At 72.9% G+C, this 15,844-nt stretch carries 15 protein-coding genes; 4 read left to right on the top strand and 11 right to left on the bottom strand.

Features of this window, described 5'->3' with window-relative positions:
• Positions 1-14 precede the first annotated feature (14 nt).
• Positions 15-791: an alpha/beta hydrolase family protein gene (locus ABZ881_RS17525; protein WP_358485672.1), complete on the bottom strand. Its 777-nt coding sequence runs from the start codon at positions 789-791 to the stop codon at positions 15-17.
• Positions 791-1,846: an alpha/beta hydrolase gene (locus ABZ881_RS17520; protein WP_358485670.1), complete on the bottom strand. Its 1,056-nt coding sequence runs from the start codon at positions 1,844-1,846 to the stop codon at positions 791-793. The genes ABZ881_RS17525 and ABZ881_RS17520 overlap by 1 nt, the downstream gene beginning before the upstream one ends.
• A 248-nt stretch (positions 1,847-2,094) precedes the next feature.
• Between ABZ881_RS17520 and ABZ881_RS17515 the strand changes: the two genes are divergently transcribed.
• Positions 2,095-3,699 (top strand): alpha/beta hydrolase, encoded by a 1,605-nt coding sequence (locus ABZ881_RS17515; protein ID WP_358485668.1) that lies wholly within the window; start codon positions 2,095-2,097, stop codon positions 3,697-3,699.
• Positions 3,700-3,812: 113 nt separating this feature from the next.
• On the top strand, positions 3,813-4,424 hold the full coding sequence (locus ABZ881_RS17510; RefSeq protein WP_358485666.1) for a hypothetical protein: 612 nt from the start codon (positions 3,813-3,815) through the stop codon (positions 4,422-4,424).
• Between the two features lie 33 nt (positions 4,425-4,457).
• Here the strand turns inward: ABZ881_RS17510 and tgmC are convergent, their stop codons facing one another.
• The 3 genes from tgmC to tgmA are packed head-to-tail and all read right to left on the bottom strand — an operon-like array spanning position 4,458 to position 7,031.
• Positions 4,458-5,645, bottom strand: a complete 1,188-nt coding sequence (gene tgmC, locus ABZ881_RS17505; RefSeq protein ID WP_358485665.1) for an ATP-grasp peptide maturase system methyltransferase — start codon at positions 5,643-5,645, stop codon at positions 4,458-4,460.
• Positions 5,642-6,598 carry an ATP-grasp ribosomal peptide maturase gene (gene tgmB / locus ABZ881_RS17500; protein ID WP_358485662.1) on the bottom strand — a complete coding sequence of 319 codons (957 nt, stop codon included), beginning with the start codon at positions 6,596-6,598 and terminating at the stop codon, positions 5,642-5,644. The genes tgmC and tgmB overlap by 4 nt, the downstream gene beginning before the upstream one ends.
• A 7-nt stretch (positions 6,599-6,605) precedes the next feature.
• Positions 6,606-7,031 (bottom strand): putative ATP-grasp-modified RiPP, encoded by a 426-nt coding sequence (gene tgmA, locus ABZ881_RS17495; RefSeq protein ID WP_358485660.1) that lies wholly within the window; start codon positions 7,029-7,031, stop codon positions 6,606-6,608.
• A gap of 125 nt (positions 7,032-7,156) precedes the next feature.
• Between tgmA and ABZ881_RS17490 the strand changes: the two genes are divergently transcribed.
• The gene (locus ABZ881_RS17490; RefSeq protein ID WP_358485658.1) at positions 7,157-7,618 is read left to right on the top strand and encodes a hypothetical protein; all 462 of its coding nucleotides are present in this window, start codon (positions 7,157-7,159) and stop codon (positions 7,616-7,618) included.
• Positions 7,619-7,718: 100 nt separating this feature from the next.
• Here ABZ881_RS17490 and ABZ881_RS17485 read toward each other — a convergent pair whose 3' ends face one another.
• The 4 genes from ABZ881_RS17485 to boxC form a co-directional block, all read right to left on the bottom strand.
• Entirely contained in the window at positions 7,719-9,209 is a 1,491-nt protein-coding gene (locus ABZ881_RS17485) for an NCS1 family nucleobase:cation symporter-1 (RefSeq protein ID WP_358485656.1), read from the bottom strand.
• A 74-nt stretch (positions 9,210-9,283) separates the two neighbouring features.
• Complete coding sequence (locus ABZ881_RS17480) at positions 9,284-9,922, bottom strand: XRE family transcriptional regulator (RefSeq protein ID WP_344022696.1); 639 nt, start codon at positions 9,920-9,922, stop codon at positions 9,284-9,286.
• A gap of 18 nt (positions 9,923-9,940) precedes the next feature.
• On the bottom strand, positions 9,941-11,353 hold the full coding sequence (boxB, locus tag ABZ881_RS17475; protein ID WP_358485654.1) for a benzoyl-CoA 2,3-epoxidase subunit BoxB: 1,413 nt from the start codon (positions 11,351-11,353) through the stop codon (positions 9,941-9,943).
• Positions 11,354-11,367: 14 nt separating this feature from the next.
• Positions 11,368-13,089 carry a 2,3-epoxybenzoyl-CoA dihydrolase gene (boxC, locus tag ABZ881_RS17470; protein ID WP_358485651.1) on the bottom strand — a complete coding sequence of 574 codons (1,722 nt, stop codon included), beginning with the start codon at positions 13,087-13,089 and terminating at the stop codon, positions 11,368-11,370.
• A gap of 235 nt (positions 13,090-13,324) precedes the next feature.
• Here boxC and ABZ881_RS17465 point away from each other — a divergent pair, with 235 nt between their 5' ends.
• The gene (locus ABZ881_RS17465; protein WP_358485649.1) at positions 13,325-13,588 is read left to right on the top strand and encodes a hypothetical protein; all 264 of its coding nucleotides are present in this window, start codon (positions 13,325-13,327) and stop codon (positions 13,586-13,588) included.
• A 13-nt stretch (positions 13,589-13,601) separates the two neighbouring features.
• Here the strand turns inward: ABZ881_RS17465 and ABZ881_RS17460 are convergent, their stop codons facing one another.
• Together ABZ881_RS17460 and ABZ881_RS17455 are read right to left on the bottom strand one after the other, a co-directional pair.
• A complete protein-coding gene (locus ABZ881_RS17460) occupies positions 13,602-14,045 on the bottom strand; it encodes a GNAT family N-acetyltransferase (RefSeq protein WP_344022704.1) in 444 nt (147 codons plus the stop codon).
• 117 nt (positions 14,046-14,162) lie between these two features.
• On the bottom strand, positions 14,163-15,770 hold the full coding sequence (locus ABZ881_RS17455; protein ID WP_358485647.1) for a benzoate-CoA ligase family protein: 1,608 nt from the start codon (positions 15,768-15,770) through the stop codon (positions 14,163-14,165).
• Positions 15,771-15,844 lie beyond the last annotated feature (74 nt).

The following is a 15,844-nucleotide window of genomic DNA, read 5'->3' as shown; positions in this document are numbered from 1 at the left end:
GGCCGGAAGACCGCTCAGCGGGGGATCGGCAGCCAGCCCAGGACGTCCCGGATCCGGGCGTCCCAGTAGGCCCAGTCGTGCTCACCCGGCCCGTCGTGGCCGGTCACGTGGAGCCCGGCGGCGCGGGCGGCCGCGGTGAACCGGACGGACTGGTCGTGCAGCGGGTCCCCGGTGCCCGCGCAGACGAACAGCGGCGGCACCGCGGCCGGGTCCGCCCGCCCGACGAGCGCGAACAGGTCGGCGTCGGTGCCGGTCACCTCCTCGCCGCCGAGGATCCGCTCCCAGATCCGCGGGTCCTCCTCGCGCGGCGGAGACCGCACCAGCTCCGCGACGTCCAGCGCCCCGGACAGCGACGCCGCCGCCCCGAACCGGCCCGGCTCGCGCAGCGCCCAGCCGATCGCGCCGTAGCCGCCCATCGACAGTCCGGCGACGAACGTCCGTGCCGGATCACCGGACACCCGGAAGAACCGGGCGACGAGCTCCGGCAGCTCCGTGCACACCCAGGTCCGGTAGCGGCCGCCGTACGCCTGGTCGAGGTAGAAGCTGCGGTGCACCTGCGGCATGACGACGGCCAGCCCCAGCTCGTCGGCGGACCGCTCGATCGCGGTGTAGCGGGTCCAGGCGGTGTCGTCGTCGGACAGCCCGTGCAGCAGGTAGAGCACCGGCGGCGGCGCGTCCAGGTCGCGCACGCCGGCCCCGATCCGGGTGCGTGACGGCTGCGGGAGCAGCACGGTGAGCGAGGTGGCCAGCCCGAGCGAGTCGGCGACGACGTCGCAGCGCAGCCGCGCCATCAGCGCACCCCGGCGAGGAAGTCGCGGAGCACCCGGGTCCAGCGGGCCTCGGCGTCGAACAGCGGCCCGTGCCCGGACCCGTCGAACCACTCGGTCCGGACGCTGCCACCGGCCCCGGCGTAGCGCTCCAGAACGGTCCGGATCTGGGTGACCATCTGCTGCGGCGGGAACTCCGCGGAGCCCGGCCAGCCGGGGATCAGCCCGGCCCGGCCGAGGGTGCCCGCCTCGAGCATCGAGCCGTCGGCGACGATCAGGTCGTCGCTCCCGTGCGTCCACAGCACCGGCGGTTTCGGGTCCAGGTCGACGATCCCGTCCCAGCGCAGGTGCTTCGGCGACAGAGCGTTGAGCACCCCGGAGCCGCCGGGGGCGAACCCGGGCCAGTGCGGCGACGACGCCGCCGAACCCGGGTAGCCGCCGTCGCCGATCGTGGTCAGCAGGATCTCCTCGACCAGCACGTCCTCCCGCTCCGGGGACAGCCGGAACGACGGCGACCAGTACGTCCGGCGCATCACGTTCCGGATCGAGAACGGGCTGTCGGCCGAGGAGTCGCGCTCGCGCAGCCGTCGTACGAACTCGGGGTTCGCGCCGGCCGCGCCGGAACCGGCACCGTCGGGGCGCACCGGAGTGCCGTCGTCGCAGACGCCGCCGTAGCCGTACGGCCCGACCGGGTCGACCAGCGTCAGCGACGCCGCCGGACGGGTCAGCGCGAACCGGGCGATCGCGCCGCCGCCGGTGGACCAGCCCACCAGGTGCGGGGGCGCGTCGACGCCGAGGGTGCGCAGCAGGGCGTCGACGTCGTCGGCCCAGTCGTCGAGCCCGCGGGTAGCGTCCAGCGGGGCGGGCTCGCTGCGGCCGAACGAGCGCATGTCCGGCGCGAGCACCCGGAACCCGTCCCCGGCGAGCGCCGGCATCACGTGCTCGTAGAACCGGCCGGTCGAGAGGTTGCCGTGCACCAGGACCAGCGGCGGCCCGTCGGACGGGCCCGCCTCCAGCAGGTGGATCCGGAGCCGGTCGGTCGGTACCTCGCGCGCACGTACGCCGGGCAGCAGGTCCACGCCCGGATCCTCGCGGCGCCCGTGCGGCGCGGTCAAGGACCGCCGCGGAGCCGGTCGCCGCCCGGCACCCGACCGGGGGAGCCGCTCCGCGCGGCGTGCACGCGTCGCCCGTTCCGGGGCCGTTCGTCCGAGTCCGTTACGCCGATCGCGTCCCTCTGCGGCGTGACCGTTGTGGACACGTGGTTGCGGGTGGCAACGTCGCGGCCCGACGTCGGGGGCGGGCGCGAGCCCGGGAGCGGGGGCCACACGTGCGCAGGACGACCGTCAGCAGGCTCGTCACGACGGTGCTCGCCTGCGCGGTCCTGACCGGCGCCGGGGTGCCGGGACGGACCGCCGCGCCCGCCGCGCCCGTCACGCCTGCTGTGCCCGCCGCGCCCGCCGGGCCCACCGGGCCCGTCGCGCCTGCTGTGCCCGCCCCGCCCGCCGGGCAGATCTCGTGGGGGCCGTGCCCGTCGCCGCCGCTGCAGCAGGCCGGGGCGGAGTGCGGGTTCCTGCCGGTGCCGCTGGACCACGCCGATCCCGGCGGCGAGCAGATCGAGATCGCGGTGTCCCGGGTGCGCCACACGGTGCCGGACGCGCAGTACCAGGGCGTCATGCTGGTCAACCCGGGCGGCCCCGGCGGCCCCGGCCTCGGGCTGAGCCGGCTCGGCGGCGCCGTCCCGGGCAACGTCGGTGCCGCCTACGACTGGATCGGCTTCGACCCGCGCGGCGTCGGCACCAGCAGGCCGGCGCTGAGCTGCGATCCCGGCTACGGCGGCTACGACCGGCCCGACCACCGCCCGGAGCACGGCGCCGAGGCCGCCTGGCTGCCCCGGACGCAGGAGTACGCGCAGGCCTGCGGCGAGCGCGGCGGCGTGCTGCTGGAGAACCTGCGCACCGAGGACACCGTCCGCGACATGGATCTGCTGCGCGCCGCGCTCGGCGCCGAGCAGATCAACTTCTACGGCTTCTCCTACGGCACGATGCTCGGCCAGGTCTACGCCACGACGTTCCCGGACCGGGTCCGCCGGATGGTGCTCGACGGCGTCGTCGATCCGCGGGCCTGGTGGTACCAGGCGAACCAGAACCAGAACGTCGCGTTCGAGCGCAACATCGGGGTGTTCTTCGACTGGGTCGCGAAGAACGACGCGACCTACGGCCTCGGCGACTCCGGCGACGCGGTCGAGGCGCTCTACTACGAGATCGGTGACCGGCTCCGGGCCGAGCCGGCGGGCGGGCTGATCGGCCCGGCCGAATGGACCGACATCTTCCTCAGCGCCGGGTACAACGTCGGCGCCTACACCCGGGTCGCCGACGCCTTCGTGGCCGGCACCCGGGGCGACGCCGCCACCCTGAAGCAGGCCTACGACCAGGCCGGGTCGCCGACCGACGACAACAACTACGCCGTCTACCTGGCCACCCAGTGCACCGACGCCCCGTTCCCGCAGGACTGGGCGACCTGGAAGGCCGACAACACCGAGACCGACGCCGTCGCACCCTTCGAGACCTGGGGCAACGCCTGGTACAACGCCCCCTGCCTGGACTGGCCGGTGCCGCCGGGCCCGGCGCCGGAGGTGCGCGGCACCCTCGCCGAGGGGCCGTTGCTGATCTCCGAGACCTACGACGGCGCCACCCCCTACGAGGGCGCGCTGCAGGCCCGCCGGACCTTCCCCGGGTCATCGCTGGTCGAGGGGCTCGGCGGGCACACGCACTCGGCGTCGCTGTCCGGGGTGTCCTGTGTCGACGACGCGGTCGCCGCCTACCTCGCCACCGGTGCCCTGCCGGAGCGGACCGGCGGCGACGGGTCCGACCTGCAGTGCCCCGCGGTGCCGCCGCCGGACCCGGTCGCGCCCGCCGCGCCGCCCGGGAGCTGACCGCCCCGGCCCCGCGCGCCGAGATGCAGCTCACGGGGCGCTGGGGCGAGCAACGACGGCGCTGAGCCGCATCTCGGCGCGCGGGGCCGGGGCGGGCGCCGCATGCTGGGACGATGCCGGTGGGCGGGCTCGATCCCGTGGCGGACGTCCTGGTGCCGCTCGGGCTGCTGCTCACCGTGGTGACCACGGTCGGCACCGTGCACCGGCTCAAGGGCAAACCGTGGCTGGCGCTGCTCGCCCCGCTGTCGGTGGTGTCGGTGATCGGGATCGCCGGGATCGCCCGGGTCGCGCGACCGGACTCGCCGTGGGCCCGCTGGCGCTACTCGCCCGACCGGATGGGACAGGCCCGGATCCGGTTCGGCCCGGGCGGCGCCGGCCCGGAGCCCCGGTGGGATCCACCCGCCACCGCCGGATTCGTGACGGTGCTGGCCGGGGTGGTCGCGGGCGTCCCGGCCGGTGCGGTGACCTCGTTGGCGGGCGGGGTGATTGTGGTGCACGCGCTGCTCGCGTCGGTGGGCCGGGCGGCGTCCCTGCGGGTGTGCCGGTGGACGGTCGGCGGCGCCGCGGCCGGGCAGGCGATGGCCGTCGCGCTCCTGCTGCCGGGCCTCGGCACGCTCCCGGGGATGGTGACGACGACGGTGACCGGGGCCGGCTTGGCGTTGCTGCGACCGCGGGCCGGCCCGGGGGTCGATGCACTCGATCCCGGCGAACCGCTCACCCGGTGAGCCGTGCGTCCGTCCGGCCGGCGCCGTCCCGGGTCAGGTCGTCGATCGGTGCCAGGTGTGGGGGCCACCGGGGTCGTCGAGCCACACCCGGTGACGGTCGGGCGTGACCGAGATCCCGAGGCGGGTCCGGTGCGGGGAGCCGGCCGCGACCCACTCGTCGTGTGCGTCCTCGATCAGATCCCACAGACGCTGGGGCCCCGCCTGCTCGACCTGCTCGGTGGCGGGATCACGGTAGGCCCACGACCCGTCGGAGTGCAGGAGCCATTGCACCGTTCCGCTGTCCCGGTGCAGCGTGACGCGGGTGATGCCGGGATGGCGCAGTCCGGCGAGTACGGCCCAGCCGGGGGCGGGATCGGGGACCGACCCGGTGCGGCGCACGTTCCGTCTGTGCCCGTCCGGGCTGGTGGCGGCCGCTCGGAGCAGCACGTCGACCGGGAGCGGCACCTCGGTCCGGGTGGGCATGAAGTGAGCATCGTCGGCGGTCAGACGGCCGTGCGCGTGACCGTGGTCGTCGACGACCAGCCGCACCATGAGCCCGGCCCCGAGGCCGTCGTTCAGGCTGGCGACGATGATGCCGCCGGGTCGCGTCTGGGCGACCCATTCCGACGGGACTGCGGTCACCCCGTAGGTCGCGATGACCCGGTCGAACGGTGCGCGGTCCGGGACCCCGTGAGTGCCGTCGCCGACGGCCAGGTGGGGCCGGAGCCCGTGGTCGTGAAGGACGCGGCGTGCGTGCTCGGCGACGACGGCGTCGTACTCGATGCTGGTGACCAGGCCCGCGCCCAGGCGGTGGCACAGCAGCGCCGTGTTGTAGCCGGTGCCCGTGCCGAGTTCGAGGACGTGCTGACCGCCGGCGACGTCCAGGGACTCGAGCATGCCGGCCATGAGGCTCGGCTGCGAGCTCGACGAGGTCACGGTCCCGGTGACCGGTCCGTGGGCTCGGGTGTGCCCCCAGCGTGTCCCGTCGGAGTCGAGCTGCGTCGTGATCGGCTCGTCGGCATAGGCGAGATCGAGCCACCGGGGATCGTCGGCACCGATGGCCTGGTGAGCGCCGCGGTCGGGGGTGAAGGCGAACGCCCGTGGCACGAACAGGTGTCGCGGAACCGTCTCGAACGCCTCGCGCCATGCCGCACTCCGCAGCCAGCCACCCTCGACCAGAGTGCGGACGAGTTCCCGGCGCCGGTCCCGGGTGGGATCGGAACTCGTCGGTCCGGTTCTCATCGCTGCTCCCCGGTCGGTGTCTCGGCGATCGCGGACGCGATCGGCGCTCCGGTGGCATTCTCGAGCCACGCCCACTGTCCGTTGGGGTTCACTTCGAGAAACGTCCACTGTCCGTCGTGATCGACCACGAAGTCGATCGCGGCGAACCGCAGACGGAGCGCATCCATCAGCGTCGCCACCGAGGTGCGGACGCCGTGGGGGATCTCGACGACGCGGTAGCGCAGGCTCGGGTAGTCGCTGCGCCAGTCCTGATGTGCCGCAGCGGACTCGGCGTCGATCCGGATTGCGAACATCGTCGCATCCACGACGGTCAGCCGGATCTCGTGCTGCTTCTGCACCCACGACTGGAAAAGGTGCGCGGTCGCGGCGACGCTGTCGTCGATCTCGTCGACCGTGACACGGTTGGTATAGGTGAGCTTGTGCTCGCCGGCCTCGCCGAGCACGCCGCCCGCCAGCGGTTTGTAGATCGCGGACTCGACCGACGAGACGAATGCGCGAGCGTCCGCCGCGTCGTTGGTGATGATCGGGGTAGGTACCACGAGTCCGGCGCGGGCGGCGAGCTCGAGCTGGACCGGCTTGTACTCGGCGGCCGCGATCGCGAACGGGTGGTTGAGCCACCGGGGGAGCGCTGCGAGCAACCCGCCGAGACCACGTCGGGCCTCGCGCCTCGCCCAGCGTCGTTCGTGCTCGCCGAGATCACCGGACAACTCGAACGTGCTGGGACGGCGGTAGCAGGCGCAGCCGATCTCGTCGAGTGCGACGGACGTCCCGGGCAGCCGCAGCCGACCCGCCCAGCCTCGGTCGAACCGTGCCGTCACCGAGAGGCGGGCCGGGAACTCGCCGGGATCACAGCGGAACACCGGGTGCCCCCGCCGGTTCAGTTCGTCGACGACATGGTCGGCGGTGATGTCGTACGGGTCGGTGAGGACCAGGACGGGCGCGGCCACAGGCATCGCCCGGTCAGTCCTCTCGGTGGTCGGTGTCGGAGTCCATGCCACCGTGCCCGTCGGATGTCCGAGTGCTCGTCGGGCCGTCGGTGTGCCTACCGAAAGCCGGTGTTCCCGCCGAGTCGATACACACCTGCCGGTCGGTGTCGTAGCGCAGGCTCGACAGCTGGACGGCCTCGACGTGTCGGGGCACTACCGCATATCGCATCCCGAACGGCCGGATGACGCTGGGAGCCGCGGCGCACGGCTCGGCGCGAAGGAACGCGGCACCCAGCGGGATCAGGGTGTCGGCGTCGAAGAGCGGATCCACGGCATTCGTGGGCGTCATGTGGTCCTCCTCCTGAGCTGGTGCGTGACGACGCACAGTGTGGAGGAGCGTCGTGGTCAGCGGGGCCGATTCGCGGGCACCGGCGCCGCAGGGTCGATCGGCCTGCCGCATACCCGGCACCGGCTCCACCACCACCCGACCCGGGCCGTCCGCCCCGTCGGCGTGCCGCCCATGGGACCGTGGTCCGAGCCGATCAGGACAGCTGACAACCGGTGACAGGGCACTGTGGAGGTGGCGTGTCCCGAGCGATCACGGTGACCGGGACCCGCGAGGTCACCTCGGAACCGGACGCCGGTCTCGGCGCGGTCTTCGCGGCCTACCTGCTGCCCTTCGCGACGTCGTCGAGCACCGTGCACCTGGGCGGCGCGGCGGGCATCGACACCGCAGCCCTGGACTGGCTGGCAGCTCACACCGGTGCTGCGCTGATCGTCGTCGTCCCGTGCACGGTCGCCGACCAGCCCGAGGTGGCGGCCACGGCCGTCCGGCGGTGGCAGCGGCGGGGCAGGCTCGCCGGCGTCGTCGAACTGGGAGCCCGACGACCGGGCACCGGCGCCTTCCACGCCCGGAACCGGTGGATGGTGGACCGCAGCGACCTGGTGATCGGTTTCCCCCGGGGCGACGATCCGTCGAGCGGGACCCGGTACACGCTCGGCCACGCCGCCCGTCTCGGGCTGCCCCACCTGGTGGTGCCGGTGTGAGCCCGGGGCACAGGTTCGCGACGGCTGCGTGAGCGCCGCGCCCGGCGGCGACGTCGGCTGACCGTGTCGGTGGCGGTGGCCGGCGCCGCCGCTCCGGCGATCAGCCGTTCGTCTCCCCGGCGGGCGCCGCTGTCCGGTGGTGCCACAGCAGCGCCGTGTACAGCGCCCCGCCCAGCGCGGCCCCGATCACCCAGGCGATCCCGCTCAGGTCGGCGAGCGCCGGGACCCACACCGCGGCGAGCGAGAACGTCCCGGCCAGGCCGATCGCGACGAGCGCGCGGACGTTCCATCCGTGGCGGTAGTGGTAGCGGGCGTCCGGGTCCATCGTGAACAGCTCGGCGACGCGCACCGAGCGGCGCTGGATGATGTAGTAGTCGGCGATCAGCACGCCGTAGAGCGGCGCGAGCAGCGCGCCCAGGGTGTCGACGAACGTCGGCAGGCCGATCTCGTCGATCATCGCCACCCACAGCCCGCCGATCACGAAGCCGGCCGCCGCGGTGAGCAGCCCGCCGGTGCGGAAGCTGATCCGGCTGGGCGCCAGGTTCGCCAGGTCGTAGGCGGGCGGGATGAAGTTCGCGACCAGGTTGATGCCGATCGTGGCGACCACGAAGGTGACCGCGGCGATGATCGTCAGCACCGGGTTGCCGACCAGCCCGACGATGTCGGCCGGGTTGGTCAGCGGCTCGCCCTGCCCGTTCTGCAGCACGATGAAGGCGCCCGCGGTGATGAACAGGCTGAGGAAGGTGAACAGGGCCAGGCTCACCGGCAGCCCGGTGAAGTTCCCGATCCGCATCGACCGCTCGTCGCGGGCGAACCGGGCGAAGTCGCCGTAGTTCACGACGACCGCCGAGAAGTAGGCGATCATCGTGCCCATCACCCCGACGAACGCGCCGACCGCGGCCCAGCCCTGCACCTCGGTGTTGTCGAAGATCGCGCCGACGGCCGGGAGCAGCTGGTCACCCGCCTGCACCCAGATGACCGCGAGCAGCGCGATCATCACGACGTAGACGGCCGGGCCGGCGAAGTTCAGGAAGCGCTCGATCCACACGATGCCGCGGGCGAACAGCGCGATCTGCAGCACGGCGACGACGGTGTAGGACAGCCAGTCCACCCAGTCCATGCCGAGGAACGTGGCCCGCCCCGGATCGGCCACGAACGCGTTGATCGCCAGCGCGACCGCGGTCGAGGCGAAGTAGGTCTGGGCGCCGTACCAGAAGATCCCGACGACGCCCCGGACCAGCGCGGGGAACCGCGCACCGCGCACGCCCATGCTCGCCCGGGCCATCACCGCGTACGGGATCCCGTACCGGACGCTCGGCGTGCCCGACAGGTTGACCAGCAGGTTCACGAACGCGCCGGACAGCACGATGGCGGCGAAGACCCACCAGCCGTTGATCCCCGCGGTGATGAACAGGCTGGCGGCCAGCGTGTAGCCGGCCAGGCTCTGCACGTCGTTCGTCCACACGTTGAAGATCGGGAACGGGCCCCAGCGCCGTTGCGCGGCGGGCAGCGGTGCCAGGTCGTCGTTGTGCAGGGTCGGATGCGGGTCGCTGCCGACATCGGAGTGCGTGTTCAGGACGGCGTCCGTCATGGGGGCTCCCGGGCCGAGTGTTTCGGACAACCGTGAAGCTATGGCTTAAAACGCCTGGTGTGGTTGCCGCCGGGTTAACCCTCTCGGAGGTCGACCGTGGCCCAGATGGCCACCGCGACCTCGCCGGTGCCGTTCTCCACCCGGTGCGGCCGTCCGGCCGGGAACGAGATGGTGCCGCCGGCCGGGACCTCGACGGCACCGTCGGGGAACCGGAAGGTGAGCCGGCCGCGGACGATGCAACCGGTGTCGTGGCCGTGGTGGGTGAGCATCTCGCCGTCCGGCGCGGACGACGAGCCGGGCGGGTAGGTCGACTCGAACAGGTCCAGCCCGGGTAGCGCGACCGGGGTGAGCCTGCGGTAGGTCACGCCGTCGCCGAGCTGTGCGTCCGCCGAGGGGAGGGCGACCTGCACGCCCGGCAGCGGCTGCGAGGTCTCGGCGCCCCCGGCGTCGTCCGAGCAGGACGGGCGGCGGGTGAACACGGCGTCGTCGAGTGCCGCCGACACCGGCACCCCGAGTGCGCCGACGATGTCGATCAGCCGCTTGACCGACGGCTGCCGGGTGCCGACCTCGATCTGGGACAGCGCGCTCGCCGAGATCCCGATCTCCCGGGCCACCGAGGTCAGGGAGCGGCCCGCGCCGGTGCGCAACGCGCGCAGGCGCGGGCCGACGGCCTCCGGGAGCGAGGTCTGCAGGGTCCGGGGACTCTCGGTCACGGGCCCCAGCATGCCCGCTCAGGCGAAGTGCACGTACTCGTACTCGAAGGGCTTGCCGTTGATCCCGTTCGACGGCGGCGCGATCCAGCCGGCGATCTTGCCCGGCTCGTAGACCGGCCGCATCAGGTTCTGCACGTGCGTGCGGTCCGCGTCCGAGGGCAGCCAGTCGTCCTTGCGGGCGGCCCAGGCGTCCGCGCCGACGACGTCGCCCTTCGGCGTCACGTGGTGCCCGGAGAACAGCCCGACCTCCCGGTTGAACCCGACGTGCGGCAGGTGGACCCGGTCGTCGAACCCGTTCTTCTCGAGGATCTTGTTCCAGCGCTTGATCCCGGACTGGCAGTCCTTCACGTACTCGTTGCGCAGGTCGAGGTTCAGCGCCAGCAGCGCAGGCACCTCGTCGGTGACGATCCCGCCGTCGCGGACCTGCTCCATGCCGTAGCCGTCCTCGGTGAGGACGTGGTCGTCGCGGCGGCGCTCCTCCTGCCAGCGGCCCTTGAGTCCGGCGGTGAAGTAGTTCGCGGCGTTCGTGGACTGCTCGGAGCCGAACAGGTCCAGCGACACCGAGTAGTGGAAGTTGACGTACTTCTGGATCACGTTCAGCGGGACGCCGCCGTGCGGGGCGATGTCGGCGGTGTCGTGCTCGCGCATCAGCTCGCAGGTCCGCTGGACGACGCGGTCGATGCCGGTGGTGCCCACGAACATGTGGTGGGCCTCCTCCTTGAGCATGAACTCGCAGGTCCGCGACAGCGGATCGAAGGCGGACTCCTTCAGCGTGCCGAGCTGGTACTTGCCGTCCCGGTCGGTGAAGTAGGTGAACATGTAGAAGCTGAGCCAGTCCGGCGTCTCCTCGTTGAACGCGCCGAGGATCCGCGGCGAGTCGAGATCGCCGGAGTTGCGGTGCAGCAGCGCCTCGGCCTCCTCGCGGCCGTTGCGGCCGAAGTAGGCGTGCAGCAGGTAGACCATCGCCCAGAGGTGCCTGCCCTCCTCGACGTTGACCTGGAACAGGTTGCGCAGGTCGTAGAGCGACGGCGCGGTCTCGCCGAGCCGGCGCTGCTGCTCGACCGAGGCGGGCTCGGTGTCGCCCTGGATGACGATCAGGCGCTGCAGGTCGGCCCGGTACTCGCCGGGGACCTGCTGCCAGACCGGCTCGCCGCGGTTCTCGCCGAACGCGATCCGGCGGTCGTCGCCCCGCTCGGCGAGGAACACGCCCCAGCGGTACTCCTCCATCGCGACGTGGCCGAACTGCGCCCAGCCCTCCTTGCCGACGTCGACGGCGGTGCGCAGGTAGACGTCCTGGGTCGGGACGGCCGGGCCCATCGTCTTCCACCAGTTGATGAAGTTCGGCTGCCAGGACTCCAGCGCGCGCTGCAGCTTGCGGTCCCCGGCCAGGTCGACGTTGTTGGGGATCTTCTCGGTGTAATCGATGGACACAGCTCGACGTCCTTTCAGACGCGCTTGCGGTCGAAGTCGGCCCTACGGCCCGTGCCGTACTTGCGCAGCGCCCCGTCCGGCCCGGAGGCGTTGGGGCGGATGAAGATCCAGTTCTGCCAGGCGGTGAGTCGGGAGAAGATCCGCGACTCCATCGTCTCCGGCCCGACGAAGCGGTGGTTGGCCTCCATACCGGTCAGCGCGTCCGGGCTCAGAGCCGCCCGCTCCTCCAGCATGATCCGGACCTCGTCCTCCCAGTCGATGTCGTCCGGGGCGTCCGTGACCAGCCCCAGCTCCAGCGCCTCACGGGCCTCGATCCGGCGACCGGTCTCCTGCCGCAGCTTCGCGACGTGGTCGTCGTCCCCCCAGAACCGGGAGCCGAGCCGGGACAGCCCATTGGCCATGCCGAACACACCGAAGTTGGACGGTGACAGCATGATCTGGGCCTCGTCACCCTGCTCGTTGTCCTCCTCGTCGAGCGTGCCGTCGAGCATGTACTGGCGGTCGCAGGCGAACGCCAGCTCCAGCAGCGCGCCCGCGAAGCAAGAGCCCGGCTCGATCAGCGCGATCAGCGACCTGCTCGTCACGTCCAGGCGCTTGAGCACGCGCTTGAAGTAGTGCTGGATCTCCGCGACGAGCCAGTCGGCCCCGGCGTGGTCCGCGATCACCCGCTCGAACGCGAGCGCGTCCTCCACGTCTCCGCGGGTGCGGATCACCCACGTGCCCAGCTCCAGCTCGTTGGTGCGCAGACGGAGGATCAGGTCGTCCAGCTCGCGGGTCATGGCCAGCGGCCAGAACTCGGCGCCGAGCTCGTGCACCCGGTCCAGCGACTCCGGCACGCCGCCGTCCGGTCCGTCCACGGTGATCTCCACCAGGCCGCGGTCGCGGTCGAAGCGGGCGCGGACGTGGGGGTACTCGATCCCGTCGGCGGTCTCGGTGCGCTGCAGCGGCGGCAGCTCGATCCCCTGCTCCGCGGGCAGCCGGGTGGACGCCCGGGCCGCGGCGACGGCCCGCTCGCGGACCGTCTCGTCCCACTTCCGCTTGGGGACGACCTCGTCGACCAGCTTCCACTCGACGGCCTGCCGCCCGCCGAAGCCCTCGGACTTCGTCGCGAACACGTCCGCCCGGTCCTTGCGGACCTTGCGCTTGTCGGTGACCCGGGTGAGCCCGCCGGTGCCGGGCAGCACACCCAGCAGCGGGACCTCGGGCAGCGCCACGGTGGACGAGTTGTCGTCGATCAGCAGGATGTTCTCGCAGGCCAGCGCCATCTCGTAGCCGCCGCCGGCCGCGGTGCCGTTGACCGCGGCGATCCAGGTCTGGCCGGAGTGCTCGGTCGCGTCCTCGATGCCGTTGCGGGTCTCGTTGGTGAACTTGCAGAAGTTCACCTTCCACGGGTGCGACGAGCCGGCGAGCATCCGGATGTTCGCGCCGGCACAGAAGTTGCGGTCCTTGGCGCTGGTCAGCACGACCGCTCTGACCTGCGGATGGGTGAACCGCAGCCGCTGAGTGATGTCGTAGAGCTCGATGTCGACGCCGAGATCGTAGGAGTTCATCTTCAGCTCGTAGCCGGGGACGAGGCCGCCGGCCTCGTCGACGTCGAGCTTCACCCAGGCGACCGCCGGGTCCTCGGCGTCGATCTCCAGCTGCCAGTGCCGGTAGTGCGACGGATCCCGGTCGAAGTCGATCGAGGGGCTGTCGGCCGGGGTGTTCGCCTCGGTGGTGGGGCCGGCATCGGTCATGGGACGGGCGCCTCCTCGCGTCGTCGCGGCGACCAAAGACTACAGGGCAGTGACGCCGCGACGAAAGTGTGTGGAGTGTTCGCGTGTTCGCCATTGTGACCCGTGCCCCGGCGATCGGCCGGCGGCCGGCGGCTGTGGCGGTGCCGCGGGCCGGCCCGTCCCGCCGCCCGGGATCGGCTGCACGTGGGATCCGGCCACGTCCGGGCCGCCGTCCGGGGTGCCGGGACCGGGCGCCGTGGTGCCCGTCGTCCTGGTCGGTGCGCCCGAGCCGGGCGACTACCGGAGGATGGTCGAGGCGCTCCGCGGGCCGGGCGGGCCGGGCGGGCGGGCGGCGGTGGACGTCGACGTCGACGGACGCACCGGCGCGCAGTTCGACCTCGGCGGGGTCGGCTGCTCGGTCGCGGTCGACCTGGATCCCGGCGTCGTCGTCGTGACGACCGGTGCGGGGTGCGACGCCGCCCGCGCGATCGCCGGAGTCGCTGCGGACAACGCCGGCTGACGCTGCCGGGTGGTCAGCGCGCGGCCGACGCCGCGGTGAGCGGCAGCTGCTTGCGGAGCTCGCCGACGTCGTTGCGGACGAAGCCGTGCGCGGCGAGCCACCCGGTGACCGGCTCGGGATCCGGGTGGCCGTCGGGCACCACGTTGTAGATGTAGTTCAGGCCCCGCCGGGCCGCCTCGTGCTCCAGTCGGGACAGCACGAACGAGCCGACCCCGCTGCGCTGCGCGTCCGGCCGGACCAGCACCAGGATCTCGGCGTCGCCCCAGGACTCGTCCAGCCGCCCGTAGGCGACGGTGTCCCCGGCCGCGTCCTGCACCCGCCACCACTCGTCACCGAGCGCGTCCCCCACGGCCGGGGTGCCCAGCCCGAACAGGGCCGGTGACAGTCCCGCCAGCACGGCCGCCTTGCGGTCGTCCCAGCTCGCCGGGGTCTCCGGGATCCACTCCCACACGTCCACTCCGGCCTCCTCGCCGTCGGCTGCACATCCGGTGCCGTCCCGAGTGAACCCGCTCGATCGGGTCCCGCCAAGGGTGCGTCGCGAATAGCGACACCCGGCCCGCCGATCCGGGTCTCCTCAGACCACCGGCTCCGGCTGCGCGGCCAGCCCGGACGCCTGCTCGCGCAGCCGGAACCGCTGGATCTTCCCGGTCGGCGTCTTCGGCAGCTCGTCCACCGCGACGACCATCCGCGGCCTCTTGAACGCCGCCAGGCCCTCCCGGCAGAACGCCACCAGCTCGTCCGCCGACGGGGCGGCCGCGGGATCGCGCGGCACCACGAAGGCGACCGGCTTGTCCAGCCCGTCGGAGTCCGGCACCCCGACGACGACCGCCTCGGCCAGCCCGGGATGCTCCAGCAGCCGGGCCTCCACCTCGCCGGGGGAGACCCAGATGCCGCCCACCTTGAGCACGTCATCGGCCCGGCCCAGGCAGGTCCACGAGCCGTCGTCGCCGCGCACGTACTGGTCGCCGGTGCGCATCCAGCGGCCCTGGAACACCTGCCGGTTCACCTCGGTGCGGCACCAGTAGCCGGTGCACACCGAGTCGCCCGCCACGTAGAGCATGCCCTGCTCGCCGGGGCCGTCGATCACGCTGCCGTCCGGCCGGCGCAGCTCGATCTCGTAACCGGGCACCGGGAACCCGGAGCTGCCCGGCACCACCTCGCCGGGCCGGTTGGAGATGAAGATGTGCAGCGCCTCGGTGGACCCGATGCCGTCGAGCACCTCGAAGCCGTACCGCTCGGCGACGCCGCGGAACATCCGCACCGGCAGCGCCTCGCCCGCCGAGACGCCCAGGCGCACCGTGGCGAACCGCTCCCGTGGCAGCCCGGCGGCGATCAGCGGGCCCCAGAAGCTGGGGACGGCGAAGAACAGCGTCGCCGAGTGCTCGGCGGCCAGCCGGGAGTACCGCTCCGGATCCGGCCGGGACGGCTCCAGCACCGCGCAGGCGCCGACCGACAGCGGGAAGAACATCGAGTTGCCGATGCCGTAGGCGAAGAACAGCTTGGCGACGGACAGGCAGACGTCGCCCGGCCGGATGCCGAGCACCTGCGCGCCGTAGGTCTCGCACACCGAGCGGATGTCGGCGTGCCGGTGCATCGCGCCCTTGGGCTTGCCGGTGGTGCCCGAGGTGTAGAGCCACAGCGCCTGCGACTCCGTCCAGGTCGGGTGCGGCTGCGCCATCGGTCCGCCGGCGGCGACCAGCTCGTCCCAGGTCAGGGACTCGGCCGCGGTGCCGGTCGGGAGGCGGTCCCGGCCGGTGAGCACCACCCGTTCCACGTCGGGTGCGCCGTCGACGGCCTCGGCGAGCGCACCGGCGAACGCGGCGCCACCGATCACCGTGGTCGCCCGCGAGTCCCGGACCAGGACGCCGAGCTCCCGGCCGGTCAGCATCGTCGACGACGGGACGGCGACCGCGCCGCACCACATGGTGGCCAGGATCGCGAGATAGAGCTCCACGTCGTCGGGCATCACCAGCAGCACCCGCTGCTCGGGCCGGACACCGGCCGCGCGCAGCGCGCCGGCCAGTCCGCGGACCCGGTCGGTGAGCTCGGCGTAGGTCAGTGATCCGCCCGGGAAACGGACGGCGGTGCGGTCGCCGTCCCCGGCCGCCACCCGGGCGGCGGTCAGGTGGGCGGCTGCGTTGAACGACGGGAAGGGCTGGTCAGCACGGACGACGTCGGCCATGGTGGGGTGGCTCCTGTGCCGGTTCGGGAGGCTGTGATGCTACACACGTGACGTGTGGCGTCAACGCTTCGTAG

It is taken from the genome of Pseudonocardia sp. NPDC046786, assembly GCF_040645415.1.
GTDB classification, from domain to species: Bacteria; Actinomycetota; Actinomycetes; order Mycobacteriales; family Pseudonocardiaceae; genus Pseudonocardia; species Pseudonocardia kongjuensis.
The sequence above is the reverse complement of the archived record's forward strand: the minus strand, read 5'-3'. Positions and strand labels throughout refer to the sequence as shown.